Annotated in this window: 12 protein-coding genes; 6 read left to right on the plus strand and 6 right to left on the minus strand. The window is 56.4% G+C overall.

Going from position 1 to position 15923, the window contains the following annotated elements; all coding sequences use genetic code 11:
* The first annotated feature begins 24 nt into the window (after positions 1 to 24).
* Positions 25 to 1287: a nucleotide sugar dehydrogenase gene (locus tag ACR0D6_RS20620; RefSeq protein ID WP_480766919.1), complete on the plus strand. Its 1263-nt coding sequence runs from the start codon at positions 25 to 27 to the stop codon at positions 1285 to 1287.
* Positions 1274 to 2530, plus strand: a complete 1257-nt coding sequence (locus tag ACR0D6_RS20625) for a glycosyltransferase family 4 protein (protein ID WP_480766920.1) — start codon at positions 1274 to 1276, stop codon at positions 2528 to 2530. Before ACR0D6_RS20620 ends, ACR0D6_RS20625 begins: the two co-directional genes overlap by 14 nt.
* 12 nt (positions 2531 to 2542) lie before the next feature.
* Here ACR0D6_RS20625 and ACR0D6_RS20630 read toward each other — a convergent pair whose 3' ends face one another.
* From ACR0D6_RS20630 to ACR0D6_RS20655, 6 genes are all read right to left on the minus strand, one after another.
* Positions 2543 to 3646: an acyltransferase family protein gene (locus ACR0D6_RS20630; RefSeq protein WP_480732050.1), complete on the minus strand. Its 1104-nt coding sequence runs from the start codon at positions 3644 to 3646 to the stop codon at positions 2543 to 2545.
* A gap of 189 nt (positions 3647 to 3835) precedes the next feature.
* Positions 3836 to 5437 carry a VPLPA-CTERM-specific exosortase XrtD gene (gene xrtD / locus ACR0D6_RS20635; RefSeq protein WP_480766921.1) on the minus strand — a complete coding sequence of 534 codons (1602 nt, stop codon included), beginning with the start codon at positions 5435 to 5437 and terminating at the stop codon, positions 3836 to 3838.
* Between the two features lie 164 nt (positions 5438 to 5601).
* Positions 5602 to 7104: a hypothetical protein gene (locus tag ACR0D6_RS20640; RefSeq protein WP_480766922.1), complete on the minus strand. Its 1503-nt coding sequence runs from the start codon at positions 7102 to 7104 to the stop codon at positions 5602 to 5604.
* Between the two features lie 67 nt (positions 7105 to 7171).
* Positions 7172 to 7804, minus strand: coding sequence for a polysaccharide biosynthesis/export family protein (locus tag ACR0D6_RS20645; RefSeq protein WP_480732056.1), 633 nt, complete (start codon positions 7802 to 7804; stop codon positions 7172 to 7174).
* A 98-nt stretch (positions 7805 to 7902) separates the two neighbouring features.
* Positions 7903 to 10353: a tetratricopeptide repeat protein gene (locus ACR0D6_RS20650; protein WP_480766923.1), complete on the minus strand. Its 2451-nt coding sequence runs from the start codon at positions 10351 to 10353 to the stop codon at positions 7903 to 7905.
* Positions 10354 to 10425: 72 nt separating this feature from the next.
* Positions 10426 to 11115 (minus strand): sugar transferase, encoded by a 690-nt coding sequence (locus tag ACR0D6_RS20655; RefSeq protein WP_480732061.1) that lies wholly within the window; start codon positions 11113 to 11115, stop codon positions 10426 to 10428.
* 668 nt (positions 11116 to 11783) lie between these two features.
* On the opposite strand from ACR0D6_RS20655, the gene ACR0D6_RS20660 reads away from it, so the two are divergent.
* From ACR0D6_RS20660 to ACR0D6_RS20675, 4 genes are read left to right on the plus strand one after another with little or no spacing between them, the layout of a single operon-like run.
* The gene (locus ACR0D6_RS20660; protein ID WP_170656572.1) at positions 11784 to 12641 is read left to right on the plus strand and encodes an AAA family ATPase; all 858 of its coding nucleotides are present in this window, start codon (positions 11784 to 11786) and stop codon (positions 12639 to 12641) included.
* A 1-nt stretch (position 12642) separates the two neighbouring features.
* Positions 12643 to 14184 carry a GumC family protein gene (locus ACR0D6_RS20665; RefSeq protein WP_480766924.1) on the plus strand — a complete coding sequence of 514 codons (1542 nt, stop codon included), beginning with the start codon at positions 12643 to 12645 and terminating at the stop codon, positions 14182 to 14184.
* A 31-nt stretch (positions 14185 to 14215) separates the two neighbouring features.
* The gene (locus tag ACR0D6_RS20670) at positions 14216 to 15040 is read left to right on the plus strand and encodes a CpsD/CapB family tyrosine-protein kinase (protein ID WP_480766925.1); all 825 of its coding nucleotides are present in this window, start codon (positions 14216 to 14218) and stop codon (positions 15038 to 15040) included.
* A complete protein-coding gene (locus tag ACR0D6_RS20675; protein WP_480766926.1) occupies positions 15021 to 15905 on the plus strand; it encodes a glycosyltransferase family 2 protein in 885 nt (294 codons plus the stop codon). Before ACR0D6_RS20670 ends, ACR0D6_RS20675 begins: the two co-directional genes overlap by 20 nt.
* Positions 15906 to 15923: the final 18 nt, after the last annotated feature.

Raw genomic sequence — 15923 nt, forward strand, 5'->3', positions numbered from 1 at the left:
CAGTATTTAAGACGGTGTGAGAGTATGAAAATCGCGATTTTCGGATTGGGGTATGTGGGGTTCACGGCGGCCTGTTGTCTGGCCCGTGAAGGACATGAGGTGATCGGCATCGATGTGAATGCCGACAAGGTCGCCGAGATCAATTCCGGCCATCCGCCGATCAAGGAACCAAAGGTGGACGAACTGCTGACGGCGGCGCTTGCCAAAGGTCTGATCCGGGCTGTGGTCGAAATCCCTGACCTTTCGGATGTTGACCTGGCCATTGTCTGTGTGGGCACGCCCAGTTCCACTGACGGGTCGCATAACATGAGTTTCGTAGCCGAGGTGACCCGCCAAATTGCCGAAACCGTGTCGCCCGACCGGGTGCGGCCGCTGACGGTGGCATACCGGTCGACCTTCCGGCCCGGCACCGTCCGTCAATTGGTCGAACCGATTTTCAACAGTTATCTGGGGGACAGGGCCACACACGCGGTGGAGATCGTGTATAACCCGGAATTCCTGCGCGAAGTGTCGGCAGTTGATGATTTCTTCAACCCGCCCAAGATCGTGGTGGGGACCAGGGACGGCAACCGGTCCGACGTGATGGATGCCCTGCACGAAGGTCTGGATGCTCCGGTCTTTTATACGGCCTACGAAGAGGCCGAGATTACTAAGTTCGTGGATAATACCTGGCACGCGGTAAAGGTGGCCTTTGCCAATGAGATCGGCCGTATCTGTCACCAGATGGGGGTGTCGGCCAAAACCATGCACGAGATTTTCGTTTCCGATACCAAGCTCAACATCTCGCCCTATTACACGCGCCCGGGGGGGGCTTTTGGGGGATCGTGCCTGCCCAAGGATGTGCGCGCGCTGCAGCATATCGCGGGCGAGGTTGGGGCACATACGCATCTGATCGACAGCCTGTTGCACACCAATCAGGCGCACAAGACCTATCAGGCGCAGGACATCATGGCCCGGCTGCCCGAAGGAGGCAGGGTGCTGATGGCGGGGCTGGCCTTCAAGGCCGGAACCGATGATCTGCGCGAAAGCCCGAATGTTGATATCGCCCGGCGGTTGTTGGAAGGCGGGTATGCGTTGTCGGTCTATGATCCGGCAGTCCGGCCAGCCGACCTGCGGGGGCAGAATCTGGGCTATGCCTTTACCCATTTGCCGACGATGGGCAGCCTGCTGGTGGATCGTGCCACGGCCGAGGCCGGACCCTGGGATTTGGTGATCGGATCAAACCGTATCGTGAACGAGTTGAACCTCGGTAATACAGAGGTGGTGCGAACCTATGAATATGACTAGCCCACCGCCCGCCGTTCAGCCGATCACGTTTGATGAGTTGCGCCAGAGCCAGCCCCTGAAAGGGCTGAAGGTTCTGATCGTGGTCGAAAACCTGCCCGTACCCTTCGACCGCCGTGTCTGGATGGAGGCGCGGACGCTGGCCGCCGCCGGCGCGCTGGTCTCGGTCATCTGCCCCACCGGTAAGGGGCATGAGGAACGCGTGTGGGAGGATGAAGGCATCAAGGTCTATCGCCATCCTCTGCCGCTGGATGCCAGTGGTGCGCTGGGATATCTGTTGGAATATGGCGCGGCGCTGTTCTGGGAAAGCTGGCTGGCGTTGCGGATCAAGATGACGCGCGGTTTTCACGTCATCCATGGCTGCAACCCGCCCGATCTGATCTTTCTGGTGGCGCTGCCCTTCAAGTTGTTCGGCGTGCGCTACCTGTTTGACCACCACGACATCAACCCCGAGCTTTATGAGGCCAAGTTCGACAAGCGCGGCTTCTTCTGGAAGCTGATGAAGACGTTCGAGCGGTTGACCTTCGCCTCGGCCCGGGTGTCGATTGCCACCAATGAAAGCTATCGCAAGATCGCCATCGAACGCGGCGGCATGGCGCCCGAGGATGTCTTTGTCGTCCGCTCGGGTCCGGACCTCAGCCGCCTGCAGCATCTGCCCCCGAACCCCGATTGGCGCAACGGTCGCAAGTATATGGTGGGCTATGTCGGCGTGATGGGCGATCAGGAAGGCATCGACCTGCTGCTGGAATCCGTGGCGCATCTGGTGCAGGCCCAGGGACGCGAGGATATCCAGTTCTGCCTTGTGGGCGGCGGTCCCAGTCTGGACAAGCTGCAACAGCAATCCGAAGAAATGGGGCTTTCGGATTTCGTCACCTTCACCGGTCGCGCGCCGGATCATGATCTGTTCGAGATCCTGTCGACCGCAGATGTCTGCGTGAACCCGGACCGGGTGAACGAGATGAACGACAAGTCCACCATGAACAAGATCCTCGAATACATGGCGTTCGAAAAGCCCATCGTGCAGTTCGACGTGACAGAGGGCCGGTTCTCGGCGCAGGAAGCCTCGCTTTATGCAAAGGCCAACGATCCGGTGGATATGGCCGACAAGATCGCCAAACTTTTGGCGGATGAGGGGCAACGTGCCGAAATGGGCCGCTATGGCCGCGCCCGTGTCGAGTCCGAGATGGCCTGGCCCCACCAGGTGCCTGCCCTGATCGCGGCATATAAGCGGATCTGGAAGGGGTAAAACCCTGACCCGCTACTCGGCGGCTTGTTTGGTTTCAATATGCCCCGGTGCTTTCTTCCGGCGCCGGAGCTTCATGGCCGGGGCCTCGATGAAATGCCAGGAAAGCACTGCACAGAGCAGGGTAAAGGGCAGTGAAATCGCCATATTTATGACAGGCGTCGTCACGCCTGATTGTGCCACCAGCTGCTGGATCGGGAAGGCGTAGATATAGACCCCGTAAGAATAGTCGCCCAGCTTGTTGTAATTCAAAAGCAGCGGAACTCTGGCATAGCCGAAAAAGAATACTGCATAAGATAGGCTGACGGCAAAAACCGGCAGGAACAACGGTGTGAACCAAGCCGCGAAAGCCAGTGCGGTCAGCCCGGTCAACAATGCCCAGGACAAGGGAATATGGTGACGCCAGATATAAAGCACCATTCCCGAAAGAAAGGGCAGTCCAAGCCGTGTGAGTACCTCAATCCGTGGGTTCACGTCGATAAAAGCGACGACCAGTGTATAGAAACACAGAAACAGCACTACCAATACGGCAAAGATCTTCTTGTGTCCGAGAAACCCCAGAAGGCCGCATATCAAAACGCCGACATAACAGGTGACTTCGTATGAGAGTGACCAGAGCGAGCCGTTGATCGCGGCCCCGTAGGGGTTGGCTTCGAATACGCCGGGCAAGGTATATTGCAGCTTGAACAACAGCATGTTGCGGATGAAATAGTCGCCCGCCTCGGCCCAGAAAACGGAAGGGGGTGCCTGTGTCAGAAGAAATCCGGCGATCAGAATGGTGATCATGGTCACCATGGCGAGCGCGGGAAATAACCGCAGGGCCCGGGCAGTCAGAAATGCCGTTGCGGACGGTTTCCGATCAAAACTGCGCGTAATGAAAAACCCCGAGATCGCAAAGAAAGCCCACACACAGATTATGCCGAGCGAAAGCCCGTGCAGTACGGATTCAAAAGGTTGCCCGAATTCAGCGCCCCAGCTTAGCGGATAGGCATGCGACACGAGAACGAGAATAGCCGCCCAAATACGGATCAGATTGAAGTTGTTGTCCCGCCCCTCTGACCGATCCGCGATGCGAGGCGCCGTTTTTTCGGGACACACACTCGCAACCTGTTCTTTCATTTCCGTTTTCCCGGGCTGACTGCAGTATTCGTGTAACATGCGCTTATCGGCAGGCAGCTTATTGATACAATATCCATGAAATCATTACTCCAAATATCTTGAAACTTTGCCGGAGGTTGCGGAAACAACCTTGTGATTGAATTGGGAAACGTCTCCAAATTTCCCTTCGTTAAATCATTGTCGCCTACATCAGAACGGTACGAAACGCGGCAGGCGGTTGAGGCTTGGTTCCATGAACCGCTGCAGCCGTGCATCCGCATCCGCCTCGGTCTCACCGGCCAGGATCGGAGTGACAAAACGCACCAGCGCCCCATCGGTACGGCCCATGGTAAAGCCGTCCTGAATAACGCTCATCTTGGCGCGGAAGTCGTTGACCATGCGTTTGCCGCGCTGTTCGAACCAGTAATAGACCAACTGCTTTGACAGTTCTTTCTGGATCACCGCGCGATTGACGGTGAAACTGCCATAAGGGGTGTTGCCCGGATTGACCTCGTAGGGCTCAAGACTGAAGATTTCCCAGCCACCAACTGGCAGGCAGACCTCGGGCGAATGAATACCCTCCCCATCGGTCTGTTTGTCGTAGAAGGCCACGAACATATTCACGAAATCGCCGGAACCGGTGTCGATATAGCTGGCATTAAGGTAATCGCTGGCACCAAGGGTCTGTGCAACCTCGGGATCCAGGCTGGCGGTCGATCCGGACCAGTCACCAAGCTGGCGTGGGTAAAGAACGAAGGGATCGCGTTCGATGGGCTGCACTTCAGAGGCAGGCCGCAGCATCCAGGTGACAGAGACAGCGAGGGTCAAAAGCGCCGCAGCCGCCAGAGCCACCGAGGCACGGATTCTCAGGACGCGCAGAGCGATGGCGCCAAGCCCTTCGACATCCAGATCGATCGCCTCAGTAAAAGGCTGCGGATTGGGGGCAAGTCGCTGCAATCCGATCGCCATCAGGAACAGAACGAACACGCAAAGCAGGAAGATGATCCAGCCCTCGAAGAAATGCAGGAATCCTTCGGCCTGCTCTATGCCGTTATAGTTAACCAGAACACCGATAACGCCGATGCGGATGGAGTTCATCAGAATGGTCAGCGGAGCAGCCGAGACCAGAAGAACCACCTTGTGCCAGACAGGGCCGCGGTAAAGCAGAGCAAAAAGATATGAGAAACTCAGGATCGGGAACAGGTAGCGCAACCCGGAGCAGGCCTCGGCCACCTGCAATTTGTAGACCCCCAGATCGATGATGTTGCCTTCGATGAAAACCGAGACGCCAGCCATCTGCACGAACCAGACCCCAAGCTCCGACGAAACCCACTGAAGGAAAATCGTGAGCTTCCAATAGACGAATTGTGGCAGGGGCAGCATGAAGATCAGATGGAGCACCGGCAACTGATGGTATTTGCCGCGTTCCCAGCCAAATACGGTCAGCACCAGGCCACCTGTCCAGATAATCATCGCGTAAGTGACGATATCCGGAATACGCGCCAGATTGCCCAGAACAGCGACGACCAGTGCCAGTGCGATCACCATCACACCTGGCCAGCGATCATCGATAGTGGGGTTGGGTGGGGGGTAATTACGCAGCTCGCGCAGAAAAAGATAAAGCGAGATGACCGGGATCAGCGGTCCGTGGCTGTACTCGGGCGTACTCCAGGCTGCGCCCAGAGAGACAAGCCCGAGCCAGAAAATCGGCATTGACCCGGCCATGAGCAGGACAAACCAAAACAACCCGGCCGCATTTATGGCCGACTGGGTAATCCGGGCAGTATCAAGCGCCTTGCCGCTGGCCTGCATGGTCCGTTCCTTCGAATCGAGGCCAAAATTCGGTGTTCATCATGCACGAAATGATCGGGTTCTTAAGCTTCCGGCCAGTTACCTCGGGATTTTTGACTTCGAACCGGAAAGGTGCTGCAGTACAGATAACTTTGTCTACAAACGGGAAACAATCATTGGGTGCGTCAGGGTTTGAGGAATAGCCGTCGCCCCAGCGTGAAATAGATGGAACTCCCGGTTGCCTGCGCTGACTGACGCTGCTCATCGATCAGGTATTGATACCCGAGGGTCATCGCCCAGTCCTTGGTGATCGCGCGGGTATAAGCGGCGGTGATGTTTGTGCGTGAAAGCGGATCGGTCGGGCCGGGGCCTTCTTCTTCCTGATCCACATAATCTATGCTCAACGAGAGGGCGGAATCCTGATTGATGAAATAGTCATAAGCGAAATAGGCCAGTGTCTGGCGGGTTTCCCGGCTTTGCGTGCTGGTGTCTACCCGACGCTGTGCTGTCGCGGTGATCTGTGATCTGTTGACCGTATACACATAGTTGAGATCGCCGATAACGGTCGTTTCCCCGAATGGGCCATGCGTCAGACCGATGTTGAAATCGAACGATCCGTTGGGCCGTTGAAAATCACGGCCAACCGTTGCATTCGTTCTGGCTCCGTTGACGCCAAAAGTATGATCAAGCAGGGCATTCACAGAACCATCCGGAAGCTCTCTGAACCAGGAAAAGCGCGCGACATAATCTTCGTCCACAGTATTGGTATTGAACGTCCGTAGCGTTTCATCGACCTGGGTTACACCAATATCTGCATTGATCGTGGTAACCGCGGAAACATCATACGAAATGCCCGTAGACAGAGTCGTCGTCTTTCTGTCAGTCCGTTCCTGATCTTCGGCCGTATAGCCGATATAGCCCAGGCTCACATTCCCCTGCAAAACCGGAGAGAAGCGCAGCAGAACAGTTGCAGCAAAATCGTCGTATTCGTTGTCGAACAGGTCCGGATCGGTCGTGTTTGTGTAGGTGCGCTCGTAACGGTTGTATGTAAGCTGAAAGCCGAGCGGATCGTTGAGGCCGGTTTGCCAATCCAGGTTTATCCGGCCATCGGCGCGATCACCGCTGGAAATGACAACATCGCCGGCATCGATAATGCCATCCTGATTGATGTCTGTGAGTGAGCGGTTGAAGTTCAGATCGGTTGAGCGGTATTCAAGCAATCCGCTGAAGCGGCTGTTGGCCCGGTCGCGCAGATAGGTCAACCGTGTGAGCGGGTCGTTGAATTCCGTGTCCGATCCAAGCACCGGTTCGTCATAAATCCGAATGAGCCCCGAGAGGTCAAATGTCAGGGTCGAATCTGGCGTTTGATTCACGACCCCGATACCGAGGAGGTTCTCCCACCGCGATGTTGAACCGAGTGATGGATTGGTCAGCCGGAGATTGTCATCATATCTGAACGTCGACAGGTAATCGAGCGTGACGCTCAGCCCCTCGCCGGTCCCAAGTTGCTGTCCGGCAGGCAGGGCCAGCCTTCGCGCCGGGTTTTGCAATGCCCTTTGCCTGATCAGCTGCTGGCTGGGTGTTTGCTGATTGGATGTCAGTTGGTTGGGCGTTTGTTGACCGGTAGTCTGCTGGCCAGTAGTCTGTTGATTGGACGTTTGCTGTCCGGCTGCCGGCGCAAATGACATGACGCAGGCTGCCCCGCTTGCCAGAGCAAAGGACAGCCTTTTCCCAATTTTCCCCACCTGTTAGCCCCTATTCGAACAAGCGGCGTGCTGGCACTACAATAACGTCTCCGGTCTTGAGTACTGTGCCACCACTAATACTGTTGCCCGTGCCATCATAGTTATAGATAAACTTGGTCATCACGCCTGTTTTTTTGTCTGCCCGCCGCAGTTCGATACGTTTGCGGGCCGCGAATCTTGTTAGTCCCCCGGCCTCGGCCAGAGCCTGAAGAATGGTTGTTCCCTTGCTGGAAAGGAGTTTGCCTGGCAAACCGACTTCGCCAGTCACGAAGATGTCGATCGTTGGGCCCGTTGGAACAGTCCCCTGGTTCAGCGGCGGTGGCGCCAGCGATGCAATCGAGACAAATACGGTCGGCGGTGTATTGAAATTGCTCGAAAGCGCGGACGTCAGCGAGTTCTTCAACCCGTTCACCGACTGGCCTGCGGCACGCACCGCGCCGACAAGCGGAAAGCTGATTGATCCGTCCGGCAGAACCAGAACGGTCCGGTTCAGAGTCGGATCTTCAAGGACCTCAATCTGAAGCGCATCACCTGGCTGTATCTGATATGAGGAGCTTTGTGCAGAAACACCCGTTGAAATCATCATAGAGATGATGAGAGCGATAAATGATCCGATAACTGTCCGCATGTTCAAATCTTTCACTTTTTCCCCCTTATGCCTTTTTCAAATTCACGAAACAATCCACAGGAGTCTCGTCGGTTGCAGGCTGCGGCAGAAATGCAGCGGATTCACCGGCACGCTTATTGGCCGGTGTCACTTATTGTGCGCAGCCGTTCAATTTCATCCTCAAGCGCAGATGTGACATCCGGAAAATGCCCAAGGGCCTGGGCCGCCTGATATGTGCGCAGGGCATCTTCGTTTCGGTCAAGGGCGGCATAGGCCTTGCCCAGATGATACAGAACCAGCGGCTGATCGGGGAAGGCGCGCGCTGCAGGCTCGAGATAGATGAGCGCCTCGTCGTAGTTGCCGACCCGATAGGCGATCCAGCCATATGTATCCTGAAACGCGGGAATACGTGTACCGCGCAGGCGCCGCGCTAGGATTTGGGCGCGCTGCAGGCTTTCATCGTCACTGCGGTGGGTTGTCAGAAGGCTTGCCAGATTGTTGGCCACGACCAACGAGTGGTTGCTGAGCGGGTAGAGCTTCTCATAAACGGCGATTGCCTGATCCAGATCCCCGTCGCGTTCATGAGTTGCCGCAAGAAGCATCAGCACTTCCGGACTCTGAGGTAGTTCATTCAATGCCTCAGACAGCACGGCCCTGGCATCTTCCGGCTTGCCGTGGCGGGTTTCCAGCGTATGAAGCGCAACCCAGACCTGTGCCGTGTCCGGATAATCCGCAAGGATTTTGCGATAAAGCCCCCTAGCTTCATCAAGCTTGCTTTCACTGGTCAGCGCACGCGCTTTCACGAATTGCAGTGGCAGTGAACCGGGGTTTTCCGCAAGCTTCTGGTCGAGACGCCCGAAGGCGCCTTGTGCATCGCCCTGCGCCAGCATCGAACGGATGAGCGCGATATCGGCTGGAAGGCCAAATTCGGGATCGTCCGCCAATTCGTTCAGGAAGTCCGTCAGGTCATCCGACCGGTTCTGAGCTGACAGCATTTGAGCCCTGAGTTCCTTGGAAACACGCTGCGCCTCCGCTTCGTCCAGATCGCTGAGCGAGTTCAGCACGGCCTCAAGGCGCCCCCAATCCTGCATTCTCAGATAGATTTGCCCCAGCAGCGGCAGAAGTTCCCGGTTGTCCGAGTTTCGACGGAGGGCATTGATCAGAACGCTTTCGGCGATTTTGAGATCGCCCTCCGCAATCAGATATTGGGCATAACTCAGCGACTCTACTGTCGCGCCCTGAGATGTTTCCGCCGCAAGCGCCAGCATTTCACCCATGAGCTCCCGGTCGCCATTGCGCTCGTGCGCGCCGGCCATCAGGGTCATCAGTTGCGGATCCCGCGGAGCCTCGCCAAGTGCTTCACGTAGCAGGGCGATGGCGTCACCGGTATTATCCTCTTCGATCAGCCATGCCGCCTTGAACTTGAGTGCATCCACCTGTGTGGCGTCCTCCGAGAGGATCTTCTCGATCAGGGCGCGGCCTTCCTCGGACTTGCCGGCCTGAAACAGCATCCGGGCGAATTCCACCTCAATTTCACGGGTCTGAGTGGTGCGTTCGGAATTTCCCACCAGCTCTTTCATCTCGGCAAGCGCAGTCTTCTCATCACCCGAATGAAATTTCAGCGTTGCCCGTATCGTCTTGAGCTTCGGGGTGTTCGGTCCGCCCTGCGCGATAATCGCGTCCATTTCGGAAATCGCTGCCTGCGGGCTGCGATATTCATTCAGGAACGCAACCAGTCGCTGCGCCGGGTGATAGTCTTCGGCCTGAGGAACCACTTCCTCCCGCAGCACCGCCTCGGCGGCATCCAGATTGTCCCGATCGATATAGTGCTGAACCAGCATCTGCTCTACACCCCGGTCGTCGGGGTAGATCAGCATCATACTTCTGAGTTGTTTTTCGATTTCTGCAGGCTTGTTCAGTTCCTGCAGCGCCCGAATCCGGATCGCATAAAGATTGTCCTGTTTCGGGGCAACGACCAGAGCCGCATCGACCTCGTCCAGCACATCGTACCAATCCTGTTTGCGGACCAGGGAGTCGATCACGATATTGCGCGCGGTCATCAGATCCGGGCGTTCCTTGATCAGTTCGCGCGCAGTATGCACGGCAAAGTCCGTACCCGCAGCGCTGCCATCCCGAACCGCATCGGTGTAAGCCAAAGTGTTGTTGATGGACTGGACTTCGATATTTTCGGGCTCCAGCTCGGCAGCGGCGATACCATGGCGCCTCACGTCCTCCCAATTGCCCACTTCCAGCGCCATTTCGGCCAGGGCGAACTGACTTTCGAAATTATCCGGGAATTGTTCGACCAGCCGCAGGTACTGACCATAGGCAATCGGGATATTGCCGCGCTCACGCTCCAGCCGAGCAAAGGTCAGGCGAGCCTCTTTGTGCCGGCCATTCAGCTTGAAGACATTCCTGAACTCGACCAGCGCGCGCTCGACATCCCCCTGCTCCAGATGGGCCATCCCCGCCTGGAAATGCGCCTCTGCCCGCTCCTCGGCCGAGTCGCAGGCGCTCAGAAACAGGGTCGCAGCGAAAAGGGCAGCTGTCAGACGCTTACCGATGGAAATCCCGGTTCTGCTCATTGCTGCACTCCCGCAAAAATCAGTCACGAAAGGTTCGCGGCTGGCCGGATACGCCCGGAGCGAACCTCGGCCTCAACAGCCGGTGCCGCGCAAAACGACAAAGATGGTCCGGGTCAGAATGGAAAGATCGGTGCCAAACGACATGTTCTTCCAATACTCGATATCGTGGTGCGCACGTTCGGCAAATGAAGAGTTGTTGCGTCTGGAAACCTGCCACAACCCCGAGATGCCCGGGCGCATGGCATAGTAGAGCTTGCTGGGATACAGCTTCTGCTGGTTCACCATCATCGGGCGGGGACCAATCATGGACATCTCACCGACAAGAACGTTCCAGAATTGCGGCAGTTCATCCATCGAAGACTTGCGCAGAAACGAACCCAGTTTGATGACGCGCGGATCATTGCGAAGCTTCTGGTTGCGGTTCCACTCTTCCCGGGCCTCGGGATTGTCCGCCAGATGCTTTTCAAGAACCGCCTCGGCGTCATTCACCATGGTGCGCAGTTTGAGCAGGTTGAAAATCTTGCCGTTCTTACCGACCCGTTGCTGCCGGTAGAACGGGGTCGCACCCTGACAGGCAAGCAGCGTGGCAAAGATCAGCACCAGCGGCACGGCGATCGGCGCCGAAACAAGGACGAACACAATATCGAGGATGCGTTTTCCCATGCTTTTGTAAAACCCCGGATAGTGCGCCGAGGTCGGCATCGCAGGAATTTTAGAGTAGCCAACGCCAGCGTTGGCAACCTCTTTTGAATGACTTGTCACTATACAAACCCCCAACACACACAAATACTCACGAACCACCTACACACCCAGAGACCACTTACACTCAGCACTAAGCCTCAAAATTTTATACAAAATCTATTATATTTTTATGTCTATTTCAGACTCTGCCCGTATTCCATGCTCGGCAAGCCTCCTTTTGTTAATTGTTAACAAATTCCCACTGGCTTGCAAAACATTAATCACCCCTCAGCGCGTCTTAAGCCCATGAAATGATGGTTGCACAAAGCACTTTCAGTACAAGGCGGCTGTGTCGGAAACAGGATGAAATCAGCGTGATTGTGCAACATTTCGGCGCAATAAGGCGGCTTTCTTGGTTTTGATGCTGTGAGAGGGGCAAATCGGGAGTGGCAGGACATTGAGAATCGTCGACCACCTCCAATCATAGTATCCCGGCTTTTTGGGGCGATTCAGGGAAACAATTGTGGAAAACTGTTTCAATTGGGGCACCAGCGAGGCCAATGTATCGCCTAAGGAAATTAGTGATGCCTGCCGCCTTGATGTTGTGGCAGAATAAGAGCCAAGTATTTGTTGGTTCGTGTGATATCTCTGCATTGTGTAAGGATTTGCTGGTGGTTCAGGGTGCAAGTTTGGGTAATCTCCGGGAAACCAGGATTAATTTTGACAAAGCGGAAGGCGACCGTGGCGCCATGGCTTCCAGCGATGGATTCTATTTAGATTTCTTCGGGCTCGACCGGCGGCCGTTCACGCTGCTGCCGGATCCGGGGTTCATGTATTGGTCGCCCCTTCACAAGCGCGGCTACTCGATCCTGCAGTTCGGCATCATGAGCTGCGCGCCGATCACGGTCCTGACCGGAGAGATCGGCGCCGGGAAAACAACCCTGATCCAGCACCTCCTCAGTGACATGGAAAACTCGATCACGGTCGGACTGATCTCGAATGCTCAGGGCGGACGCGGAGAGTTGCTGCAATGGGTGCTGCATGCCCTGGGCCTGCCGATCGAAAAAGATGCAACCTATGTGCAGATGTTCCAGGCGCTGCAGGATTTTCTTATTTCGGAATATGCCGAAGGGCGGCGGGTGGTCCTGATCTTTGATGAGGCGCAGAACCTGACCGTCGAGGGTCTGGAAGAAGTCCGCATGCTGACCAACATCAACTCCAACACGGATGAGTTGATCCAGCTTGTTCTGGTGGGTCAGCCCGAGTTGCGGGATCTGGTTCTGGACCCCAAGATGCGTCAGCTGACACAAAGGGTAGCCGCAAGTTTTCATCTGGAGCGGATGGATGAGGTTTCGGTCGAGCACTATATTAGTCACAGGATGAAGATTGCCGGTGGTTCAGGCGAGGAGTTCACCGAGGAAGCCTGCAAGCTGATTTTTCACCGGACTCATGGTGTGCCGCGCCTCGTGAATCAGTTCTGCGATTTTGCCCTGCTCTATGCCTGGACAAATGAGGCGGAGAAAGTGGACGAAGAGGTCGTCAATCAAGTGATCAACGACGGTGTATTCTTTGGTGGGAATTCCCTTGAGAAGGAGCTGACAGTCTGAGATGGGCCCGGTTCGCTATTACATTTCCATTTTTCTGAGGCGCTTTCCGTATTTCCTCATCGTGGCCATGATCGTGTCGGCGGTTTCGATCATCGTCGCAATGACCTTGCCGCCCACCTATGTTTCGCAAATGCGGCTGATCGTTGAATCCCCTCAGATTCCGGGCAATCTGGCGGCCAGTACCGTGACGACACCCGCAGCGGAACAGCTTCAGATCGTCGAGCAGCGCCTACTGACCCGACCGGTTCTTCTGGACATTTCCCGCAAGTTCGACGTGCTGCAGGATCAGTCCGAGGCAAGCCCGGATCAGATCGTGGATGCATTGCGTGCCAAAACATCCATCTGGATCAGCACTGGCCTCAACCAGGCCAATTTGATGACGATCAGCTATGAAGCCAGGACCGGTCAGATTGCGGCCGGTGTATTGAACGAATATCTGACCGAAATCCAGAAACTTGACGTGTCTTATCGTAAGGAGCGGGCCTCGGATACGCTTGAATTCTTCGAGCAGGAAGTGGATCGCCTGAACGACGAACTCGACAAGCGCAGCGCCCGGATTCTCGAGTTCAAGAACAAGAACTCGGGCGCATTGCCTGACAGTCTTCAGTTCCGGCTGGCGCAGCAGGGGGCAATGCAGACCAATCTCGAACAAACGGACCAGCAGATATTTGCGCTCCAGGGGCAACGGGAAAAGCTTGTAAAGATCTATAGTTCGACCGGGCAGGTTGTCGGTGTCGCCCAGCAAAACCTGACCCCGGCGCAGCAACAGCTGAGTCAGTTGCAGACGCAGCTCGACAATCAACGTGTCATCTATTCTGAGAACAATCCGCAAATCAGATTGCTGCGCGCCCGGATCGCAAAACTGGAAGAGATCGTTGCTGCTGAGCAGGCGGCCAATCCCACGCAACCGGATGCGCAGACGGGTAACTCGGCTCTCGACATTCAACTGGCCCAAATCGATTCACAGATTGCATCGCTTCAGGATCAAAGGGTCGTGATTGAAGAGCGTCTTGGAGAACTGACGCTGACAATCGACCAGACACCGGCCAATGCGATCACGCTTGCAGAGCTGCAGCGCGACCATGATAACATCCAGTCCCAGTATAATGCCGCCATCGCCCGCCTGGCGGAAGCCTCGACCGGAGAACGGATCGAAGTGACGTCCCAGGGACAGCGCATCTCCGTGATCGAACATCCGTCCGCGCCAACCGAGCCCTCCAAACCCAATCGCCTGATGATTGCTGGCGGAGGAACAGCTTTTGGCATCATGCTGGGGCTGGGGCTTGTCGTTTTGCTGGAACTCCTGAACCGGTCCGCGCGCCGGCCGGAAGACCTGATCAACAAGCTTGAGGTCTGGCCAATCGCAACCATCCCTTATGTGCGCTCCCGAGGTGAGAAAATACGGTACCGGCTTATCTGGGTTCTGGTTATTTTGGCAATTCTGATTGGTGTTCCCGCAGGGGTCTGGGCCGTACACACGTATTATCTGCCCCTGGATCTGATCGCCGAGAGAGTGATCGACAAGTTGGAGGTTTATTGGTGATTTTTGCTCCTACAAGTTCGGAGAGGGTGTAATGGACCGTCTTCAGGTGGCAATTCGAAAGGCCCGCGAAGAACGCGCAAGCCGCCAGAGCGAACCGCTCGCGCTAACCGAGGAGCAGCATTATGTTCCGCCGGAAACCGAAGATGATGCCTGGCAATCCCTGCCCGAGCTGAAAATCGACCAGTCTCTTGTGTCACGCAAGCGTCTGATTGCCTATCGCGGCGGGCCCGATGCCGGGCCTTATGACATGCTGCGGACAAAGATGTTGCAGCAGATCCTGTCCAACGGCTGGCGCCGTGTGGCGCTGACGTCCCCCTACAGTGGATGCGGGAAAAGTACGGCCGCGGCAAATCTTGCTTTCAGTCTTGGGCGGCAGGAGGACCTGCGCACGGTCGTGATCGACTTTGACATGCGGCGCAGGGGGCTGGCCGAGATACTGAAGCAGACCGGCGGTCACAGCATGGCCGACGTCATTCACGGAAAAGTACCGTTTCGGGAGCATGCCCTGCGCCACGGCAAGAATGTGATCTTCGGATTGAACTACACCCCGACACGCAACCCGGCGGAAATCCTGCAAAGCCGGTGGGCGATCGAGGCGCTGGAACGGATCGAAGCCGAATACAAACCTGATATCATGCTATTCGATACACCGCCGCTGATGGCGAGCGACGACAGTCATGGGTTTCTGAAAAACGTTGACTGTGCCCTGCTGCTGGCCGCGGCCGAGGAAACCAGCATTGACCATATAGATGTGGCAGAACGGCAGCTGGCCGAGCTTACACAGGTCATGGGAATCGTGTTAACCAAATGTCGCTATATCAGCGGAGCCTTTGGAAATGAGTACGGCTCGTACTGATCCGGCTCCGGCGGACGCGGTCATCATTCCCCACTACAACGACGTCCCCAGGCTGGAACGATGCCTGCGGGCGTTGATGGAGAATGACATTGCCAACACCGAAATCGTGGTGGTGGACAACGCCTCTCCGGTTTCGCTGGACGGGCTGCGCCATGCCTTTCCCGAGGTGCGGTTTAGTATTGAGACCCAAAAAGGCGCTGCACACGCCCGTAACAGAGGGGTTGCCGAGACAAAGGCGCAACGGCTGTTTTTCATTGATGCCGATTGCGTGCCCGCGCCTGACTGGCTGACGGTCGGACGCGAGATCGCCGACCGGGCCGATCTGATTGGGGGCCGGGTCGATGTCTTTGACGAAACCCCGCCACCGCGCAGTGGAGCGGAAGCATTCGAGGCGGTTTTTGCCTTCAACTTCCGCAGGTATATCGAAGTTCAGGGATTTTCCGGTGCTGGCAATCTGCTAACCCGTCGCGACGTGTTTGACGCGATCGGCGGATTCATCAACGGCGTATCGGAAGACCGGGAATGGACCATGCGCGCAGTGTCCCGGGGTTATGACCTGATTTACGAAGACCGGTTTCGGGTCAGCCATCCGTCCCGGCAGGACTGGCCGGCGCTCAAAGCAAAGTGGCGGCGGACAACTCAGGAGGCGTATCAGTTGAACGGAACCGGACCCGCCGCACGCCTGCGATGGGCAATCCGCGGGTTGGCCATGCCTGCAAGTGCCATGGTGCATACACCCAAAGTTCTGACCAGTGACAAGCTGGATTCAACGGGCGAAACCCTGCGGGCCATTGCAACGCTGATCCGGCTTAGGTGCGCGCGTATGGTCTGGATGTTACGCCAAGCGGCAGGGCGCTCAATCTGAGCGCCTGACGCAACTGAA

The sequence above is a fragment of the Ruegeria sp. BJ6 genome (assembly GCF_056537885.1).